12 protein-coding genes and 1 pseudogene are annotated in these 19,424 nt (G+C 40.5%); 10 read left to right on the top strand and 3 right to left on the bottom strand.

The window, feature by feature from the left end:
• Positions 1-166: 166 nt before the first annotated feature.
• Positions 167-1,111: pseudogene (locus WC623_RS06495) on the bottom strand (recombinase family protein); the annotation flags it as partial.
• A 461-nt stretch (positions 1,112-1,572) separates the two neighbouring features.
• Between WC623_RS06495 and WC623_RS06500 the strand changes: the two are divergent.
• From WC623_RS06500 to mobC (WC623_RS06515), 4 genes are all read left to right on the top strand, one after another.
• The gene (locus WC623_RS06500; protein WP_372849163.1) at positions 1,573-2,574 is read left to right on the top strand and encodes a hypothetical protein; all 1,002 of its coding nucleotides are present in this window, start codon (positions 1,573-1,575) and stop codon (positions 2,572-2,574) included.
• 531 nt (positions 2,575-3,105) lie between these two features.
• Positions 3,106-3,513, top strand: coding sequence for a plasmid mobilization relaxosome protein MobC (mobC, locus tag WC623_RS06505; protein WP_372849165.1), 408 nt, complete (start codon positions 3,106-3,108; stop codon positions 3,511-3,513).
• Entirely contained in the window at positions 3,498-4,775 is a 1,278-nt protein-coding gene (locus tag WC623_RS06510) for a relaxase/mobilization nuclease domain-containing protein (protein ID WP_372849167.1), read from the top strand. The genes mobC (WC623_RS06505) and WC623_RS06510 overlap by 16 nt, the downstream gene beginning before the upstream one ends.
• Before the next feature lie 9 nt (positions 4,776-4,784).
• Positions 4,785-6,836, top strand: a complete 2,052-nt coding sequence (gene mobC, locus WC623_RS06515) for a conjugal transfer protein MobC (RefSeq protein WP_372849169.1) — start codon at positions 4,785-4,787, stop codon at positions 6,834-6,836.
• Between the two features lie 359 nt (positions 6,837-7,195).
• Here mobC (WC623_RS06515) and WC623_RS06520 read toward each other — a convergent pair whose 3' ends face one another.
• A complete protein-coding gene (locus WC623_RS06520; protein WP_372849171.1) occupies positions 7,196-7,345 on the bottom strand; it encodes a hypothetical protein in 150 nt (49 codons plus the stop codon).
• Positions 7,346-7,363: 18 nt separating this feature from the next.
• On the opposite strand from WC623_RS06520, the gene WC623_RS06525 reads away from it, so the two are divergent.
• Both WC623_RS06525 and WC623_RS06530 read left to right on the top strand, forming a co-directional pair.
• Positions 7,364-8,488 carry a histidine kinase gene (locus WC623_RS06525; RefSeq protein ID WP_372849173.1) on the top strand — a complete coding sequence of 375 codons (1,125 nt, stop codon included), beginning with the start codon at positions 7,364-7,366 and terminating at the stop codon, positions 8,486-8,488.
• On the top strand, positions 8,482-9,198 hold the full coding sequence (locus tag WC623_RS06530) for a LytR/AlgR family response regulator transcription factor (RefSeq protein ID WP_372849175.1): 717 nt from the start codon (positions 8,482-8,484) through the stop codon (positions 9,196-9,198). The genes WC623_RS06525 and WC623_RS06530 overlap by 7 nt, the downstream gene beginning before the upstream one ends.
• Here WC623_RS06530 and WC623_RS06535 read toward each other — a convergent pair.
• The gene (locus WC623_RS06535; RefSeq protein ID WP_372849177.1) at positions 9,179-11,941 is read right to left on the bottom strand and encodes a thiopeptide-type bacteriocin biosynthesis protein; all 2,763 of its coding nucleotides are present in this window, start codon (positions 11,939-11,941) and stop codon (positions 9,179-9,181) included. The two genes, WC623_RS06530 and WC623_RS06535, sit on opposite strands and share 20 nt — an antisense overlap.
• A gap of 318 nt (positions 11,942-12,259) precedes the next feature.
• Here WC623_RS06535 and WC623_RS06540 point away from each other — a divergent pair, with 318 nt between their 5' ends.
• The 4 genes from WC623_RS06540 (at position 12,260) to WC623_RS06555 (ending at position 19,271) form a co-directional block, all read left to right on the top strand.
• Positions 12,260-12,856 carry an RNA polymerase sigma-70 factor gene (locus WC623_RS06540; RefSeq protein WP_372849179.1) on the top strand — a complete coding sequence of 199 codons (597 nt, stop codon included), beginning with the start codon at positions 12,260-12,262 and terminating at the stop codon, positions 12,854-12,856.
• A 94-nt stretch (positions 12,857-12,950) separates the two neighbouring features.
• The gene (locus WC623_RS06545; RefSeq protein WP_372849181.1) at positions 12,951-14,135 is read left to right on the top strand and encodes a FecR family protein; all 1,185 of its coding nucleotides are present in this window, start codon (positions 12,951-12,953) and stop codon (positions 14,133-14,135) included.
• Between the two features lie 134 nt (positions 14,136-14,269).
• On the top strand, positions 14,270-17,902 hold the full coding sequence (locus WC623_RS06550; RefSeq protein WP_372849183.1) for a SusC/RagA family TonB-linked outer membrane protein: 3,633 nt from the start codon (positions 14,270-14,272) through the stop codon (positions 17,900-17,902).
• A 10-nt stretch (positions 17,903-17,912) separates the two neighbouring features.
• Positions 17,913-19,271 (top strand): RagB/SusD family nutrient uptake outer membrane protein, encoded by a 1,359-nt coding sequence (locus WC623_RS06555; protein ID WP_372849185.1) that lies wholly within the window; start codon positions 17,913-17,915, stop codon positions 19,269-19,271.
• Positions 19,272-19,424: the final 153 nt, after the last annotated feature.

Raw genomic sequence — 19,424 nt, forward strand, 5'->3', positions numbered from 1 at the left:
TTTGGTCTGTTAAGGATATTCCGCCATTTTCTATGTAGGAGTCGCAAATTATGGCCTTGAAGAGTTCAGCCATGCCAGGTTTCGGAACAAATTGCTTTAGATTACGTTCAAAAAGTGTATTCACCATGTCTGCCTGAAATCTCACTCCACAACTGGATTTACAGTGATAATAATGATAATAAACCCTTTGTTTCCCCCTCGAAGCGCTACCGGTCATAATGTGACCACACTTAGGGCAAATCAGAAATCCTCGTAATGCCAATGAACGCGGTGAGACTGCTTTAGTTCCCTTCTTTTCAAACTTTCGCTTTCTGATCTCTAGTACGTCCTGTACCTTATAAAAGAGAACTTCGGATATTAATGGGGTATGTTGCCCGTCAGCAAGATAGGCCTCTTCTTCTTTAAATGCTGGAATAGGAACTTTACCGATGTAAACCGGGTTGGTAATGAGGGCCCAGAAATTAGCACGACTGCATTTTAATCCCCTTTCCCTAGCTTTCATCCATACATGCTCTGTGGCCAAAGACCCTTCTGCGATTTGCTCAAATGCCCATCTCATATGACTGGCCTGAGGTTCCTCAATAGCAATATACTTTCTGCCATTTTCTGTGGATTTATTTTTATAGCCAACGGGCGCCATTGCCATCCAGCGACCTTCTTTTTTGGCTCGTCGCATACCGTATATCACGTTTAATGCCCTTCTGTCATTCTCTACTTCAGGCATAGATAAATATACAGCCAAAATGGTCTTGCTTTCTGGTATCGTTAGGTCTAAGGGCTGTTCTATTGCAATGGGTTCAATCTGGTAGTCTACAGTAAGGATACGAATCATCTGATAAGCATCAGCGGTATTCCGGCTAAACCTGTCCCATTTGGTAAACATGATATAGTCAAAGTCCTTACCTTTTGATTTTCTCATTTCAGCCAGTAATTTTGACCATTCCGGACGGTTGAAGGTCTTGGCAGAATAGTCTTCAAAAATGATTCTGGTGGCTAGAATGTTGTTCCTTAAACAATGTGATTGTAGACGTTCGGCCTGATCCCTTTGGGAAAAGCCTTTATCGGCCTGTTCATCAGTGCTTACCCTGATGTATAAACATGCTTTTTTCATTTAATTTCTCCTCTCATTTTTTAATTTGTTGTGAATTGAAAAGTTTACGAGGTGTCATTCTATCCGGTGTTTTTTTACAGGATTTCCTGTTAATGACCTCTACAGCAGATAATTTAGCGAATTTGTAAAGGAATTCCAAAATAAGATTTGCACGTTCAAGACTGACCTCCGTACCATGTTCTTTCAATAATCTGGCAGCGTTTATAGCCGTTATACTTCGCCTGCCGGTGGGAATAAATATTTTCATAAAACCGAAACTCCGGCATTCAAAAATTAAAACTTCACTAGTATGGATAAATAAATGTTCCTCTGGACTGTTCTAAAAATAATTTGTCCTTACTAGAGATGAATAGACTTTTTTAAAATCCTATTGTATTTTGAAAGTGCTAACTGTCGCCAGATGGGTTGGGTTTTCTATTTTAAGTATATTTGAACAAAAAAACGCTTATCAATTACCAAATATGAACGAATCTAAAAAATGGAAGAGTAGGCTTTTATCATCCAGCTTACCATTAGAATATGAGGTTGCAAAAATTCTTACTGACAGGGATTTCAGTGTCTCGTTCGATTATAGTTATTACCGAAAAGATGCTAATCAGAAAAAGGAGTTTTCTACCGACTTAAAAGGTCTCCATTTCTTTCCTTTAGATACGGAAGATCGGATTGATGCAAGCCTAACACTTTTAGCTGAATGTAAATACAGAGAAGAGGGGAAAAAATGGATATTCCTTCCAGATATAAACAAGCCAGAATTTTCCGACTTTACGCTTGGATACACCATCAAATCTTTGGCTGAATTTTCAAAAGCTAAGACAAAGCGGGACCTCATCACCTCCTTTGAAGATGAATTTGAATTTGCATTGAAAGGTGTGGAAATTAATCTGACTTCCGGTGAGGTTTTTGACAAGGATATACGTCATGGGATAGCTCAATTGAAATTCGCCCTTCCATATTTAATAAAGAGTACAATTGAGGGAAATACCTATTGTCATTTAGCAGATGCTAAACCAGCATACATAATATCAGTCTTAGTAACCAATGCAGACCTCTATATCCTTGATGACGCATTTTCAATAGAACGGGTAAAAGAATGTGAAGATTTGAATGAACTAACCCAGCATGTGCCATTTTTAGTTTGTCATAGTGAAATAGGCCCAGATTTCACCGACCATCACAAAGAAATATTTCAAGGCTTTTCTATGGATTGTGAAGATATCGAAAACCTTAAGATATTTGAGGCTTTTCAGAAAACTCAAAAGGATAAAAAGCACCAAATTTACTATTCACCTTTAGGATGCTGTCATGACTTAGAACAATCTTATCTTTTTACGATGAAGAAGTATTACTCTCAACACTTCATTTGCAATTTTAAGCATTTTCCGGAATTCATTGATAAAATTCTTAACACGTTGGCTGAGGTCACAAAGCCCGATCAGAAAAAAACAAGGAGTAAGAAAAAGTAATCATTTTACTTTGATGCTTTTTGATGTGTTATAGTCTTAATAGTTGCTAAAAATCGTATCGCCGGTTTAATTATTTATCACCACTAGAGACCAACACATTTTCTCCCTTTCCACCTTTGGCTATCAAATTTTATAGCCATGAACAAAACAGTCATACTGAAAACTCAACTAGAGGAAACAAGATTGTCCTCAAGGAAAACCAAAGACCCGAATCTGAAGGGCAGAAAATATAAAGGCAGTCCATACCTGAAACTAAAGAAAGTCAAAGCCGATCCACGTGTCAAAATCCGGCAACTCTTAAGGAGCTTCGTCCCCCTGGAACAGTTCAAGTCGCCTCGAAAATCTGAACAGTCCATACAGTAATTATTCCCCAATCCATTCATCCTAGTTCTATCACTAACCAGCGTTTAAAGATACTGCTGTAAGGAGCTTATTGTAGCCCGCGTGGTCTAAGCAAAGATATATTTTCGTCCACGAAAACCTTTTTACAGGCTGCGGAACTTGCCTCTTTTATCTCATTAAAAACCGATTATGCCCAGAAAGAAATCAACCAACCCTGAAGCCATTTTGACCCACTTTGTCAGAACAAGGGTAACTGAAAAAGTCTATGTAAGACTGGAAAAGATCAGCCGGAATAGCGATTGTCATTCTGTTGGCGGAGTGGCCAGAAAGATCCTGAGCCAGGAGAAGATTACGCTCTTTTATAAGGACATGAGCTTGAATGCAGCAATGGAAGAGTTGGCATTGATCCGCAAAGAATTAAGGGCAATTGGAGTTAACATTAACCAGATCACGCGCAGTTTCAACCAGGATAAATCTAATACCAAGCGGGCATTTTATGTTTTAAAGGTAGCTGACCAATATCAAAAGATTGATGCAAAAGTAGACGAATTGTTAATCATCATTTCCAAACTCGCTGGAAAATGGTTGCAAGAATAATACCGGGCAAGACCATCAGGGGTGCATTGCACTACAATGAGAATAAGATGGAACAAGGAGAGGCCAGTTTAATTTTAGCCAGTGGTTTTGCAGGGGATATTGAGCAGATGACTTTTAACCAGAAGCTGAACCGTTTTAAACACCTGTTGGAACTAAGGCCGGAGGTGGGGACCAATACGCTGCACATTTCCCTGAACTTCCATTCCAGTGAGCAGCTGGATAATTTCACTTTACAGCAGATTGCAAACCGTTATATGGAAAAGATCGGTTATGGGGATCAGCCTTTTCTGGTGTATCGCCACGATGATGCTGCACACCTGCATGTACATATTGTGACGACCAATATCACTGCCCAGGGGAAACGGATAGAGCTGCACAACAATGCCTTTAAATCAGAGGGGGCCAGAAAAGAAATTGAATTGGAATTTAACCTGGTGAAGGCAGAAGCTAAAAACCTCCAAAAGGAAGCGGAACTAAAAGGAGTGGAACCACAAAAGGTAAACTATGGCAAACTGCCCACCAAAAGAGCGATCAGCAATATCCTGACGGCAGTAACCCGGGATTATAAGTTTACTTCTCTGGCTGAATTTAACGCGATTCTGAAGTGTTTCAATGTAGTGGCTTTACGTGGTGGGGAAGATACGCCGATGTATAAGAATAAGGGGCTGATGTTTTCTATGCTGGATGAAAAAGGAATCCCTGTCGGGGTGCCGGTTAAAGCCAGTTCTTTTTATGCCAGACCTACCTTGAAAAACCTGGAGAAAAAGTTTGCCAGAAATCTGGATAAACGGAAAGCTTATAAGGCGGATTTAAAACAAAGGATTGACCTGGTGTTGAATGCGAAGGCTAAAATCTCAAGGGAGGAATTTGCACTGCAACTGAAAAAGCAGGGGATTGAGGTCGCTTTTCGTCAGAATGATCAGGGCCTTGTTTTCGGGATCACTTTTGTGGATCACTGCAGTAAGGTGGTGTTTAAAGGGAGTGACCTGGGTAAGGGTTATGGTGCAAAGGCCATTACCGATCGGTTCAGGACAATGAGTAAAGCAAACATTCAGGAGAACAAACCACTCTTAAAATCGCAGGTAAGACCCGAGTCTCAGACCATTTCACAACCGGAAATCTATTTAAGCGCTGGGGGAAAGACCAATTTCTTAGAACTGTTATTGGCTAAATCCCAGCCTGAATATGGTACAGGTATGCCGCGCAGAAGGAAGAAACGCAAAAAGCGTCGCCCACAAATGAATCAGGAATTGACTTTATAACTTTTTTATATGAATACAGGAGAAGATGTGCAGGGCTTGCGTAAGATCATTGACCTGACCAGGTTAATCAGCATCGCCATATTGATCATTCATTTTTATATCATTTGTTACCAGGCTTTCTGGTATTGGGGCTTTACAGCAGAAATTACAGACCGTATGACCAGCAATATTGCAAACACAGGTCTGTTTACTGGGCTACTCAAGCCCAAGCTGGCTGCTTTATTGTTTTTGTGCATATCCTTATTGGGGGTAAAAGGAAAAAAGGAGGAGAAGATCCGGAAAAATAGCATAACCTGTTACCTGGTTGGTGGCCTGTTGGTTTATTCCCTTAGCCAGCTGATGTTTTACCTGCCCGGTAGCATTCCCCTCATTGCTGGCCTGTATATGGGATTAACTGGTATTGGGTATTTGCTGATACTAACTGGAGGTGCCTGGTTGTCCAGGTTGATCAAGCTCAATCTGAGTAAGGATGTGTTTAACTCGGAAAATGAAACTTTTCCGCAGGAGGAAAGGCTTTTGGAGAATGAGTATTCGGTGAACCTGCCGACCAGGTACCGGTTAAAGGGGGTAGTTCGAGATGGCTGGATCAATGTGGTGAATCCCTTTAGAAGTATTTTAGTATCGGGATCTGCGGGTGCCGGGAAGACTTATTTTGTCATTAGACACATCATTGACCAGCATTTGAAAAAGGGATTCTCGATGTTTTTGTACGATTTCAAGTTTGATGACCTGAGTAAGATGGCTTATAATAAACTGCTGAGGTATGCGAAGAATTATAAGGTTAAACCCAGTTTTTTTGTGATTGACCTGGAGCATCCCAAGCATAGGTGTAATCCGCTTGATCCTCAGAGTATGGAGGACATCACGGATGCTACGGAATCGAGCCGGACGATTATGCTGGGACTAAATAAGGAGTGGCTGAAAAAGACGGGGGATTTCTTCGTGGAAAGCCCGATTAACTTTTTAACGGCGATCATCTGGTATTTGCGTAAATACCAGGATGGGAAGTATTGCACTTTGCCGCATGTGATTGAGCTGATGATGATTGATTATGATCCTTTGTTTGCTTTACTGCAGCAGCAGGAGGAAATTAAGGCGTTGATCAATCCATTTATTTCGGCTTACAGGAACAATGCGATGGCGCAATTGGAGGGGCAGATTGCTTCTGCAAAGATTGGACTGGCGAGGTTGTCTTCTCCGCAGCTATATTATGTGCTGTCGGGTAATGATTTTACGCTGGACATCAATAATCCTGATGCTCCGAAGGTGGTTTGTATGGGGAATAACCCGCAGAAGATTGAAACTTATGGGGCGGTATTGTCTTTGTATGTGAGCCGGTTATTGAAGCTGGTGAATAAAAAAGGGAAGTTAAAGTCGAGCCTGATCTTTGATGAATTTCCGACTTTAGTTGCCACAGGTATTGTGAGTACAATCAGTACGGGCAGATCGAACCTGATCAGTTGTACGCTTGGGATTCAGTCCATTGAGCAGATGAAGAAGGAATATGGCGCTGAATTTGCGGAGATTATTGCTGGAATTTCGGGTAATATCATCAGTGGCCAGGTGACAGGTGATAGTGCGAAGAAGCTTTCAGAAACTTTTGGGAAGATCATGCAGGACAGGGAAAGCGTGAGTATCAACAGCTCGGAAACTTCTGTTTCTAAATCTACGCAGCTGGATTATGCGATACCGGCTTCTAAAATTGCGACTTTGTCTTCTGGTGAATTTGTGGGGATTGTGGCGGATAGTCCTGGTGTGAAGATCGATCTGAAAATGTTTCATGCGGGTTTGCAGAATGATCATGAGGGGATTGCCAGGGAAGAGGCGGCTTATGTGCCTATTCCTTTGATCAGGAAGGTGAGTTATGATGATTTGCAGGAGAATTACATTAGGATCAAGAATGATATTCAGGAGATTGTCAGGGCTGAGTTGAAGGTGGAAGAGAAGGAGCAGCCGGTTGAGCAAAAGAAACCAAGGGCGAGGAAGCGGCCGATCAGGAAGTCTGTTCCTGGTGTTAAGGGGAGAACGAGTAAAGGGCAACAGCAGAGTTTGTCTTTGTGATTTTTATTCGGAATGGTTTGGTTATTGGTTTGTTTTTTTTACCTTAGATACTGAGAGCGTTAATTTAAAAAGCGGAGCTGGTCACCTGACTGGTTCCGTTTTTTTTTGATCGCTCATCTTTCTAAATAGGTACCTGCCAATTTATTTCGGTATTAAATTTCTAATTCGATTGCCCCTGTTTTTATCCTCAGCAGTCTATAGAGAAAAAGGAGAATGTTGATGTAAGTGGTCATTCACGTAAGTGAAAAGGTTACTTAGAAATACTAAAGCTGATGTAGGGTGGATGTGGTCTGTTTAAATGAATTAAAGTTTTTGAAAAGGAAGCAGCGAACCTTTCTGCTTCCTTTCTTCAATTCGGTTTACTTTAAACAGGTAAAAATGTATGTACTATTTGTAGTTCCGGATGTCGTTGGATGCGTTGTACTTGGAGCCCCATCGTTTGCTTTCACGCCATCAAATGTAAATACTGTCTTTGCTGTTAAAACAACCTCTTCTGTTAAATTTTTCATAGCTACTTAATTTTAATTATGATTAAAAATACCACAAGTTTCAACTCTTCTTTTCTTAACAGGACGAATAACCGATTTAAACCCGTAAACCACCAATTTAGCGTCTTAAATAGATTATCAAGTACTTTTAAAAAAGTTGTACTGGGGAATGTTAGTGTATTTACGAGCCTTATCTTGCTATTGTTTCTTATCGAAATTTCTACGGGAACGCGGAGTCTCAATTACGATGATGTCAAATGGTACTTAATATATGGTTTGTTTGATCTAACTTATTTCTATTGGATAGCGTTCAGATGCTTGCCATTACTGATCAATGGTGGGAAAATTAAGACGTTTAAACTACAATTTGTAGCAATCGGGATATTAATTCTCTATGTCATTCTATCCGGGGTCTTTTCCGAAGTCCTCTATAGTTGCCTGGGAGACCTGAAAAGCCCACAGTCAGATTTTATAAGCCAGAGCAATATTATTAAGGGAATCTTGCTTTGTACGTTGGCATTTGCCCTGGCTTATGCTGGTTACGCAAGGAGTCTGGAAAGCATCTGTAAGGAACAAACAGAACATTTACGCCGGCTTGAAAATAACATGCTTCGCTCTCAAAATGATTCCCATTTAATGAGTAATGTGTTCACCTGTCTCTATGAACGCAGTTTGCATGCTTCAAAGGAACTGGCTCAATCAATAGCATTGTTAGCTGAGATATCTTCCAATGCACTAATGGGAGCAGATCAAATGGGACAAATTACTATTGAAGAGGAAGTGGATTATATAAAGAAATATATACAACTGGACTCTTTGTATAAAGAAACAGAAGCTTTTAATAACTTCTATATTGATATTTCCGGTTACGAAAATCTCAAGATCCCACCAAAAATTCTTCTGGAACCAGTCGTCAATGTATTGAAATACGGAGATTTTGACTGCCTGGAAAACATTCCAATGGTTAACCTTAAAATCGTAGACGGGGTGCTTCTATTACGGACATTTAATGCTAAAAGACCAGCGCATAAAACTTGCAGTCATAAGATAGGGCTTCAAAACCTAATACAAAGATTGGAATTGAATTATCCCGGCCAATATGTATTGGAAGTAGGAGATCGAAAAGATTTTTTTGAATTATCATTAACCATTAAATTATGTTAAAGTGTTTTATTGTCGATGACAATCCTTCATCTATCCGGCTTTTGACCCAGTATATAGATCAGAGTGATGGATTGGAGAATGCTGGTTCCTCTCAAAGCGGACAGCAGGCATTGCAGATACTCCAGAATCCGGCTTCAAATATCGATCTGGTATTTCTGGATATTGACATAGCTGATCTCTCCGGGCTTGATATTCTGGAAAGGATAGGAAGTTCACATGTGGTGATACTGGTCAGCGGACATTATTTGTATGCCCAGGAAGCATTTTCTAAAGGTGCCTCTGGATATTTGTATAAGCCTGTTCAATATGACCGGTTTTTAGCTGCGATTGAAAAGGGGAAGGAAATTGCAAAATCAAGGCGACATACGATGACCAATCCAGTTCATATTTATGTACCAGGGAATGGAAGAGAGGTGAGAGTCAGAATTACTACAAGTGATATCTGCTATATCCAGTCTTCCACTAATTTTTGTACCATTTTTCTGGACGATTCAAATGTTTTCTGCTCTTTGAGTTTAAAACAAATGTGTACAGTTCTTCAACCTCCATATTTTGTAAGAATAAACAGGTCAATTCTGGTAAACTCGAACAAAATTATCAAGTATGATGCATATGATGTGTATCTCGAAGGCAATAAGGTCATTCCATTTGGAGAAAAATATAAAAGTGACTTTATCAGCTCCATACGCACTACTGGTCTTGGGTTTTAACTTTATACTTCATCATTTTTTGAACGTCTGTTAAAATACTGTAGATGATAAGTTCATGTGTCCGTTGAAAATCACTAAATAGTCTATTGATGTGCATATGCATCAGATCGGTAAACATAGGTGCTTTTCTTCTCTCCGGGCAAGCGTTAATGATGCTGCAGATGGATTTTGAAAGTTGAATTTCACTTGCTGAAAAATTATCTATAGATAAGAGGATTTCATTTCTATGTTTTTGAAAGTACTTTTTTACTTCTTTGAATTGGGTAATACCCAGGTGATGTTCTGATTCAAACATTTCTTTGATGTTTAATATCCATTTTTCATACCGGGGTTCTCCGATAATATCATAGGATTTAATAAGGTTAAATAACCTGATACAATGATTGTATTTGTCCAGGTCAGTTAACCCTTCTTTTATTTGCTGTACCACAAATTCACTATCCAGATGGAAATGGCTTTCTACTTTTTCTATATCTGCTACACCATATCTCTCCATTTCTCTCTGGTAGCTTCGAATGGCAATATCGGATATGGTTCCTGATAAAACCATGGGTTTTAAATTGTACTGCAATTGCTCGATAAACTGGGTATGAACATTGTCTTTCAGTAATACCCTCAAGCGTATATGAGCCCCATTCTCATTATAACGGATGAAAAACCATTTTGTAATATGATCAGCAAATTGTGCAGTTTGCTGATGGAGTTGAATTAATATGTCGTCAGCACGTGTTGAAAAGCTGAATACCTCAAAATAAAGCCACTGGTCCAAAGGTAAGAAGAAACGTTGTTGATGATATTCTTGGTCAACTGGACTGCTTTCCTGATAAACTTCATTCTGGTGAATTAATGGAATGACCAGCTGATTATTGTAGGGCTGCCCTTGATGGTTCACAACAAGTGGAGTCTGAGGTGATAAAAACTCCTCCAGAAAAACCTCGCCTGTTTTGAAGATCTCTTCTACGAGCAGCGTAAGCTGTTGTTTAGAATTTAAATCATAGACAGCATTTTCTTCACCTTTTGATAAACGTACAACTGAGCCAATCTGGAACTCACTCAGGTATTGCAGCAATCTCAATTCAGGTGATAATCCTGCTTGCGGCTTCAAATCTGATTTTAAAACCCTTAGTTTGGGAAGACTGAGTACAATGTTTCTGAACTGAACTTTTGGATAATATTTTTTTCCTTTGATAATTTCTGAGATATCAAATGTAAGGTCTGGAATGAGTCCGTAAAATGAGATATCGAATAGAAAACGAAAAATGGGTAATTTTGACCGCCGGTAATTATAGGCGGAGGCCATGCGCGGGATCAGCCTTTTTCCCAGTTTTTTGGATCTAAGTATAATTCTGTTCCCCGAAACAGAGATAACGATGTCTTGCAAGGATAATGGTTCCTGGCTGCCTGGATAGTTTAGCAGGTTCAATTCGTATGGATATATCGCCCTTCTTCGGTTAACATTGTCTATCGCTCGTTCAGCATTGTAGCTGATGTCAAAAAACAATACACCCGGATTTGAGTTCTCTTCAATGCTGGCAATTTCCTTACACAAGGAATAAATTTCATTGGAAGCTAATGTAAATCTTCCCGATAATTGGGTAAATGAGTTCCCTGCAATGCGCTCTACATAAATATTTCCATCATTAACCCTACAGATCATGGATATGCTATTGGACAATTGCAGCTCATTGCTTGTTTGAGGAAGCTCGTTTATAATTTCATCTAATCTGATGGTCGTGTTTAATACAGGTTTGTCAAAAATATGTTTTAGAAATGTTGCTAACTTGTTCTCTTCCTCTGGTTTATCGATAAGCATGGTGCTTACAATAGAGCTGATGTGGTGGTTGTGAAAATCTCCGTACCTAACACCTATTTCGGGGTCCAGTGCTGTCATTAATGGTACGTCTTGCCGGTCGAATCGTTTGATGAAATTGCTGATGAAGTCGGTAATATTTGAATTTACAGAATTGGTTTGAAAGCCTGATTTTAGCAATTTTATGAGTGAAGGGATGTGTCTTAGGGTATGCTCTGATAAATAAGGTTGTTCCATAGAAACTTCACTGATCAGGTATTTTTTAGATTCTGGTTCTCCTTTAATACCTGTTCGTTTAAAATAGTCTGTCCCGATTAAGTTGGGTTCTTTTTCTGTGAGAATCAACTCGCTTTGAATCATTGGAATAACATATCTGGCGTAGTCTTCGTTTCTAGAGATAAGTGATTCATAAGTAATTGGCGCTTGCAGCAGTTCCAGGATTTCTATTACAGTTGGCAGGTAAGCAATTTCCGACAATTCAAATTTTTCACCGGCTCGTTTAACATACCTTATGCTATCTTCAACTCGATAATAGGTGCTATTGGCAAACAGTTTCAGGTTTGGCTCAATCTCGCCGGTTACTGCTCTGTTTATATTGGTGGTTAGTGACCAGTCTTCAAAGGCATATAGTTTTCTTTCTTCATGGATCACTAATGCTGAAGTTTCAAGTGGTCTTGTTTCAATCACACCGATTGATGAATAAGTTCCTAACGGCGGACAGCGGTATTTTGCACGGTTAAAAAACTTGTAAATTGTTTTTTGAAGCTGTAAAGTTTGATTGCCCAAATCTTCAAATTTTAGGTCTTTAACTTGTTCGTAAAAAGCCGGTGAGGAGTATTTTATGGATTCCAGTAGTGGGCTCCAGGCCTCGCTTAAAGTGGTCGTTAATGAAAATTGGGGAATGCGGATGATAATTTTATGGTATGGCTTCATTTCTTTTTATTCCAAACTATCTTTTTGGAAATAAAAAATCATTCAATCGATGTGAATGTGAGTTTTAGAGATGTAAATAACCTTTTTACAGATTTATATGCCCTGGACTTTGTTAAACTTATAGGATTGAAGTAGCAGGGCAATCGCTGATTGACGTGTTTGTATTTTTAATTCATAGCCATTTCCGGTGGTGGTTTGTGGAACAGCAATTTCTGGCTGTTTTACAAGGTTTTAAAAATAAATCTTTACTATTGCTTTGGAATTTGATTATTTTAAGGGATAAATTCCATTCAAAAACTAACAACCAAATCAACCCTGATGGCAAATTTAGCCGAGATACTGCCTGATGAACCGCGCCTGTTAAAGCAGATTGCTGGAGGGGACGAGTATGCTTTTCGCTCGGTGTATGACCATTACCACAGGAGGGTGTATACCTTTTCAATGAAGTATGTGAAATCAGAGGCCCAGGCAGAGGAGATTGTGCAGGAGGTTTTTATGCGTTTCTGGCTGATGGGTACTAGGGTTACTGAGATTAATCATCTGGGGAATTATTTGTTGACGATTGCCCGTAACCGTGCGATGGATGCGATGTACCGCAGGCAGCTGGAGATCAGGGCGGATTTACAGATGGGCGATTCCTGGGAAGAGGTTCACAATGATACCGAAGAGCTGATTCTGTTGAATGATACGCGGAAGGTTTTACTGGATGCGGTGGAGTTGTTGCCTCCTCAGCAGAAAAGGGTTTACCAGTTGTGTCACCAGCAGGGATTAAAGTATGAGCAGGTGGCAAATGAACTGGGTCTTTCCCCTCAGACGGTTCAGCGTCACATGAAGCTGGCGCTTCGTTTTTTGCGTAATTATCTGCGCGAGCATACGGATGTGGCGGCATTGATTGTCATCTTTAAATTGCTGTAAAAAAAATATTTTATTTCTGATTGCCCCTGTTTTGATTTTCGTCAGTCTATAGAGAAACGGGCGTGTTTGCGCTTTGGATAACGGACTCAAAAAAATGAATAAAGACAGGATCATATACTTACACGGACGCTATATTGAAAATGCGTTTACTCAATCGGAGCAGCTGGAATGGACGGCCGTCCTGGAGGATGAGCAGCAAAGGGATTTTGTGAAGGAGCTGATGGAAGGTTACTGGCTTAGGATGAAGGCGGAGGATGATCTGGAGCTCAGGGGGAACCGTTCTGAGGAAATTTATGCGGAGGTGCTGGCTACCCCTCGTGAGGTGCTTAGGGTGCGCAGGCTTTGGCCTAAGATTGCTGCGGCTGCTGCGGTTTTGTTGGTGCTGGGTGCTGGTTTGTTTTATTATAACAAGAAGGATGGAATGAAGCCCGGTTCGGAGATGGCTGTGGTGCAGGATGTTGCTCCGGGTGGTAACCGGGCTTTTTTGACTTTGGCTGATGGAAGGAAGATTGCTTTGACGGATGCGGCTAGTGGTGAGCTGGCGATGCAGGGGGGGATTAGAGTGAGCAAGAATGCGGATGGTGAGCTGGTGTATGAGGTGAAGGGGAATGATAATGCTTTGGTGGAGGATGTGATGTTAACCAATACGGTGGAGACGCCTCGTGGTGGTCAGTATCAGGTGAAGTTGCCGGATGGAACCAGGGTTTGGCTGAATGCGGCTTCTAAACTGGTTTATCCGGTGAATTTTAAAAATATAAAGAAAAGGGAGGTGGTTTTATCGGGTGAGGGATATTTCGAGGTGGCTAGGGATAAATCACGTCCTTTTGTGGTGCGTTCGGGGGATCAAAGTGTGCAGGTTTTGGGTACGCATTTTAACATCAGTGCTTATGGGGATGAGGATGCGGTGAAGACGACTTTACTGGAGGGTAGTGTGCGGGTGAGTGCTTTGGTGGGTGTTAAAGGAGAGAAGGTGTTGTCGCCTGGTGAGCAGTCTGTTTTAAGGGCTGGTAAGCTGCTGGTGGACGAGGTGGATGTGCAGGAGGCTGCGGCCTGGAAGAACGGGATATTTATTTTTGAGGGGGAGACCGTGGGTAGTATCATGCGTAAGCTTTCGCGCTGGTATGATGTGGAGGTGGTATATGAGGATAATTTGGCGGATAAGACTTTTAGTGGTTCTATGGGGCGCTATGAGACGATTTCGCAGGTGTTGCACGTGATTGAGATGACGGATCTGGTGCATTTCAAAATTGAGGGAAGGAGGGTGATCGTGAGGAAATAGGTTACTATTGCGATCAGGCGGATCACTAAAAAAAAAGGAGCCGGGAGTACTTGCGATACGCCCGGCGAGGTTTGGATCTGTCCTGAATAATTTTTGAGAATCAACTGAACAAGAACTAAACTAAAACAAATGTAATGAATTTTAATGACCTGAAGTGGTCGGTGTCTTTGCTGTTTGGCAGGGGCTGGCCTGTGGCTGGAGAGGGTTTTCCGGGTTTGTCTGGAAGGGGATCTGGCAGGATAAGGGGGGTAATTATGAGATTGAACCTGATCATATTTTTTTTAACTGCGATGTTGATGCAGGTGAGTGCGATTAGTACGGCGCAGATTACGCTTACTGAGCATAAGGCGCCTTTACTGGCGGTGATTAAGAGCTTAAAGAAGCAGAGTGGTTATCACTTTTTTTACAATGACCAGAATTTGAAGGAGGCTAAACCGGTGACGGTGAGTCTGAAGAATGTTTCTTTGGAGGAGGCTTTGAAGGCTTGTATGGAGGGGCAGGAGCTGACCTATAAGATTGAACAGAAGATGGTGGTGATTAAGCAGAAACCTAAGAGTTTGCTGGATAAGGTGATGGGGAGGTTTTTGCTGATGGATGTCAAAGGTGTGGTGAGGGATGAGAAGGGGGAGGCTTTGGCTGGTGCGACGGTGAGGGTGAAGGGGACCGAGAAGGTGGTGATGACGGGGAGTAAGGGGGAGTTTGTATTGGTGGGTGTGGAGGAGAATGCGGTATTGGTGATTTCTTATCTGGGTTTTGAGAGCCGGGAGCTGAAGGCGCAGAAGGATATGGGGGATATTGGGATGGTGCTGGTTTCGGGGAAATTGGATGAGGTGAGTGTGATGGCGAGTACTGGTTATCAGTCTTTGCCGAAGGAGAGGGCAACGGGATCGTTTTCACAGGTAGACAATAACTTGCTAAACCGTACAGTGAGTACTAACGTAATGGATAGACTTGCTGATGTAGTACCGGGGCTGATTTTCAACAAAGGAGTTGGAGGAGCACAGGGGTTAGTAATCCGTGGGCAGACTTCCATTAATCCAGAAACTAGCAGGCCATTGATAATTGTTGACAATTTTCCATATGAAAATGATATCAATAACATCAATCCAAATGATGTGGAGAACATCACCATATTGAAGGATGCGGCAGCGGCAAGCATTTGGGGGGCAAGGGCAGGTAATGGGGTAATTGTAATCACAACAAAGCAAGGAAAGTATAACCAAAAACCACAATTGACTTTTAATACAACCTTTACAACGGGTGAACGTCCGGATCTGTTTTATCAACCCAAAGTAAGTACATCAGACTTTATCGACAACGAGATTCGCTTATTTGATCTGAATGTGTATAAACCTGCGGAACTAAATCAATCGCTTCTTCAGTATCCATTAACTCCAGTGGTGGAACTGCTGATTAAAAAGCGAGATAACCCGGCACTTGCTTCGGGGATCGATGCAACAATTGACTCTTGGCGTAACTATGATGTGCGCAACGATATAGAAAAATACTTTTATAGGCCTTTAAGCCGGCAGCAATACAATTTGCAGTTGCAAGGGGGCAACGACCAAAACCGATATTTGATTTCTATTGGGTATGACAAAAATAAGAATAGTGAAGTCGGAAATGGCCTGGATAGGTTAACTGTAAATGCGAATAATACTTACGCATTTATTAAAGAAAAACTGGAACTACAGACCAATCTATATTATACCAATACTAAAAATGAAAACAATTTTGAGTTTCCCTACTACACGATTCATCAAGGATATCGAGGTAACTTTCTCTACCCTTATGCCAGGTTTGCTGATGATGAGGGTAATGCCTCAGCAACTGTTGGAACATATAGGCAGGGGTTTATTGATGATATGGAAAGCAAAGGTTTTCTTGACTGGCAATACAGGCCGCTGGACGAGATAAAGAATGCGGACAAATCTATCCTGACAAAAGAATACCGATTCAATACGGCATTAAGATATAAGATCATTCCTGGGTTAAACGCGGAGATTCGGTATCAATATGGAAATTCTAACGGTTTAAATAGAAGTCACTACTCCGAAGAAACGTTTTTTACTAGGAATCTGATCAACTATTATTCAACCATTAATACAACCAACAACAGCGTTAATAGGACAATTCCTATTGGTGGGATATTGAATACAGATCGAGGCACGATCAATTCACATAATTTCAGGACGCAAGTCAATTATGATAAGGTCTTTGGAAAACTGCATGAGGTTAACGCACTGGCAGGTTATGAGATCAGCAGTCAAAAGACAAATACACAACTTACCCGGCTGTATGGTTTCGATGACCAATACGCGACCAGCGTACCTGTAAACTACAATACACTTTACTCTATATCCATTTATCCGAGCGCTAGTTATCAATTCCGCGTACCGAATGTGGACAGGATACAGGAACTAACGAGTCGGTTTGTATCATGGTATGGCAACGTAGGCTATTGGTATGACAAACGATACTTATTGAATGCCTCATTGCGCTTTGACCAAAGTAATATATTCGGTGTAAGAACCAATCAACGTGGTGTTCCCTTATATTCCATAGGAGCGGGATGGCAGATAAACGAGGAAGATTTTTATCGGGTTGATTGGTTAGAGCAGTTAAAGTTACGGGCTACATGGGGCCGCTCAGGCAACGTTAACAGGTCTTTAACTTCGCTAACCACTATAAATTATAGCAGTGCTGTTGATCCATTGACAGGTTTACAGTATGCATCTGTCGGACAGGCTCCAAACCCGAACCTTCGTTGGGAAAAGATAAATAATCTCAACTTTGGATTGGATTTCAGCATGCTGAATAACCGTATCAATGGTTCATTGGATTGGTATAAAAAATGGGGCTATGATATTTTTTCCACGATACCTTATGCGGAGCAGGCTGGTATTAATCAGTTTACAGGAAATTATTCAGATACGGAAGCAAAAGGTATAGATTTAAACTTACAATCGCATAATTTAACAGGTGCCGTAAAATGGACTACAGATTTTCAATTGAGCTTTGTTACTGATAAAGTCACAAAAGCAAAATTTTTGTCCACTACAAATGGCTTCACCATATTGACAGATGGGATTGGAACAGGAACATACCCATATGAAGGAAAACCACTGTATTCTGTTTACGGGTATAAGTGGGGTGGACTTGATCCAACTAATGGTGATCCCATGGGCTATCTAAATGGAGAAGTCTCTAAAGACTGGGCGGGTATTGCCAATGACATTCGCCGAAATCCTGAAAATCTTATTTATTTTGGAACCGCACGGCCTAAGTACTATGGTGCAATTCGAAATACCATCAGTACTAAGAATATTTCAATTTCAGCAAATATCTCCTATAGGCTTGGTTACTTTATTAGAAGAAATGCTATTGATTATTCTAATGTAAATTTGGGTGGATGGGAACATGCTGATCTTTCTTTGGCGTGGAATAAGCCGGGAGACGAATTGGTAACCGATATTCCATCTATTGATCAATTGCCCACAAATACTTCCAGAAGTGGATTTTATCAGTTATCTGAAAATCAAATAAAAAAGGGAGATCATATTCGTTTAAATGACGTTTCCTTATCATATACATTTTCTAAAACCAAAATAAAGAGCTTGCCATTTCAGCAAATTCGATTTTTCGGAATCGCAAGCAATCTTGGTATCCTTTGGAAAGCAAGTAATTCTTTTGAAGATCCAGATTATTATCAATCCATATTTATTCCGGTTCGAATCTATTCTATAGGTGTTTCTGCAAACCTTTAATTTTTATATCATGAAAAGAGTTTTTAAACTATATCTCATCGTATTAGGTTTTTTATTTAGTGCCTGCCATAAGGATTTCTTGGATGAACGATCCTCAAAATCATTAGTTGTACCGGAGACCTTACAGGATTATCAGGCATTGTTGGACAATACTGGAGTGATGAATGTGCAGGGACATTCTTCGGTCGTTATGGACGGGGATTTCGAATTTTTAGAATCTGCGATAGTCGGGCAATCCGCGACAACAAGAAATAGTTATTTGTGGAAAGTAGATATTTATGAAACTTTGCTTTCTACTCCATCCTGGACATATCCATATAAACAAATTCTTCCATCCAATATTGTTATCGAAGGATTAAAGAAAATTTCGCCAGGCGGCACTAGTCAGATGGAATATAATGCCTTATTAGGTTCCGCCTATTTTTTTAGAGCTTTTGCTTTCCACGAGTTAGCGGTATTATTTAGCGCTCCCTATCAGGAAAATATTGCAGAGCTCACGCCCGGTTTACCACTTAAACTAAGCGCAGATGTTACACAAATTGTTCAACGGTCTACGCTAAAAGCAACATATGACCAGATAATTGCTGATCTTAATATCGCTATTGATCTCTTACCCAATGAGCAGCCCGTTATCTCTAGACCAATAAAAGCCGCGGCATATGCGCAATTATCACGTGTAAATCTCAATATGGGAAGATTTGAGGATGCTTTATCCAATGCAAAAGAAGCCCTTAAACTAAGAAATGAACTGTTGGATTACAATAAAATAGTTATATCGACAAGTCGAACATTTGCTCATCCCTTTACTACACCTAACCCAGAGATTCTTTTTTGGGCACGTGATAACTTTGGAGTGAACAATAGTTCAACATTCCTGGTTAAACAAAGCTTGTATGATAGTTATGCATCAAATGATTTACGAAAATCTAGATTTTTTACTGCTGCCCGTAGATTTATCGGAACATATACTGGATTAAGCCAATCGCTCTGCGGATTAACTACACGCGAGGTTTATTTAATTGCGGCTGAATGCGAGGCCAGAAGCAATAAAACTAACGAAGCATTAGATTATTTGAATACACTCTGTCAGAAGCGATATGATGGTACTTTTGTTGGCTACCAATCCAGTGATGCAGAACAGGTCTTGCATTGGGTTCTGGAGGAACGAAGAAAAGAATTGGTTACAGTAAGACGGTGGGAGGATCTGCGACGTCTTAATCTTGATAGCCGATTTGCACAAACATTAACTCGTACTTATCTGGGAGAGCTCTATAACTTACCCCCCAAAAGCAGTCGTTATGTCTTGGCTATTCCACAAGGAGAAATAAGTGAATCAGGCATTACACAAAACGAAAGAAAACTAGACTGAGCTGCGAGATATATGTGAAGCAATTTGGCTATACAAAAGTATTTAAACTGCATAATAATTTTCTGTTTGCGGAGGAGTGTCTTACTGCACACTATAAATGCCGGAAGTATTTCTTTTATAGCTAATTAACTTATTAATTATTAACCCTTAAAA

The organism is Pedobacter sp., from assembly GCF_041645105.1.
In the GTDB taxonomy this organism is placed as follows: domain Bacteria; phylum Bacteroidota; class Bacteroidia; order Sphingobacteriales; family Sphingobacteriaceae; genus Pedobacter.

Excerpts from the sequence above, each read along its gene's own strand:
- WC623_RS06500 (WP_372849163.1), top strand. The coding sequence starts at position 1,573 with ATGAACGAATCTAAAAAATGGAAGAGTAGGCTTTTATCATCCAGCTTA.
- mobC (WP_372849165.1), top strand. The coding sequence starts at position 3,106 with ATGCCCAGAAAGAAATCAACCAACCCTGAAGCCATTTTGACCCACTTT.
- WC623_RS06510 (WP_372849167.1), top strand. The coding sequence starts at position 3,498 with ATGGTTGCAAGAATAATACCGGGCAAGACCATCAGGGGTGCATTGCAC.
- mobC (WP_372849169.1), top strand. The coding sequence starts at position 4,785 with ATGAATACAGGAGAAGATGTGCAGGGCTTGCGTAAGATCATTGACCTG.
- WC623_RS06520 (WP_372849171.1), bottom strand. The coding sequence starts at position 7,345 with ATGAAAAATTTAACAGAAGAGGTTGTTTTAACAGCAAAGACAGTATTT.
- WC623_RS06525 (WP_372849173.1), top strand. The coding sequence starts at position 7,364 with ATGATTAAAAATACCACAAGTTTCAACTCTTCTTTTCTTAACAGGACG.
- WC623_RS06530 (WP_372849175.1), top strand. The coding sequence starts at position 8,482 with ATGTTAAAGTGTTTTATTGTCGATGACAATCCTTCATCTATCCGGCTT.
- WC623_RS06535 (WP_372849177.1), bottom strand. The coding sequence starts at position 11,941 with ATGAAGCCATACCATAAAATTATCATCCGCATTCCCCAATTTTCATTA.
- WC623_RS06540 (WP_372849179.1), top strand. The coding sequence starts at position 12,260 with ATGGCAAATTTAGCCGAGATACTGCCTGATGAACCGCGCCTGTTAAAG.
- WC623_RS06545 (WP_372849181.1), top strand. The coding sequence starts at position 12,951 with ATGAATAAAGACAGGATCATATACTTACACGGACGCTATATTGAAAAT.
- WC623_RS06550 (WP_372849183.1), top strand. The coding sequence starts at position 14,270 with ATGAATTTTAATGACCTGAAGTGGTCGGTGTCTTTGCTGTTTGGCAGG.
- WC623_RS06555 (WP_372849185.1), top strand. The coding sequence starts at position 17,913 with ATGAAAAGAGTTTTTAAACTATATCTCATCGTATTAGGTTTTTTATTT.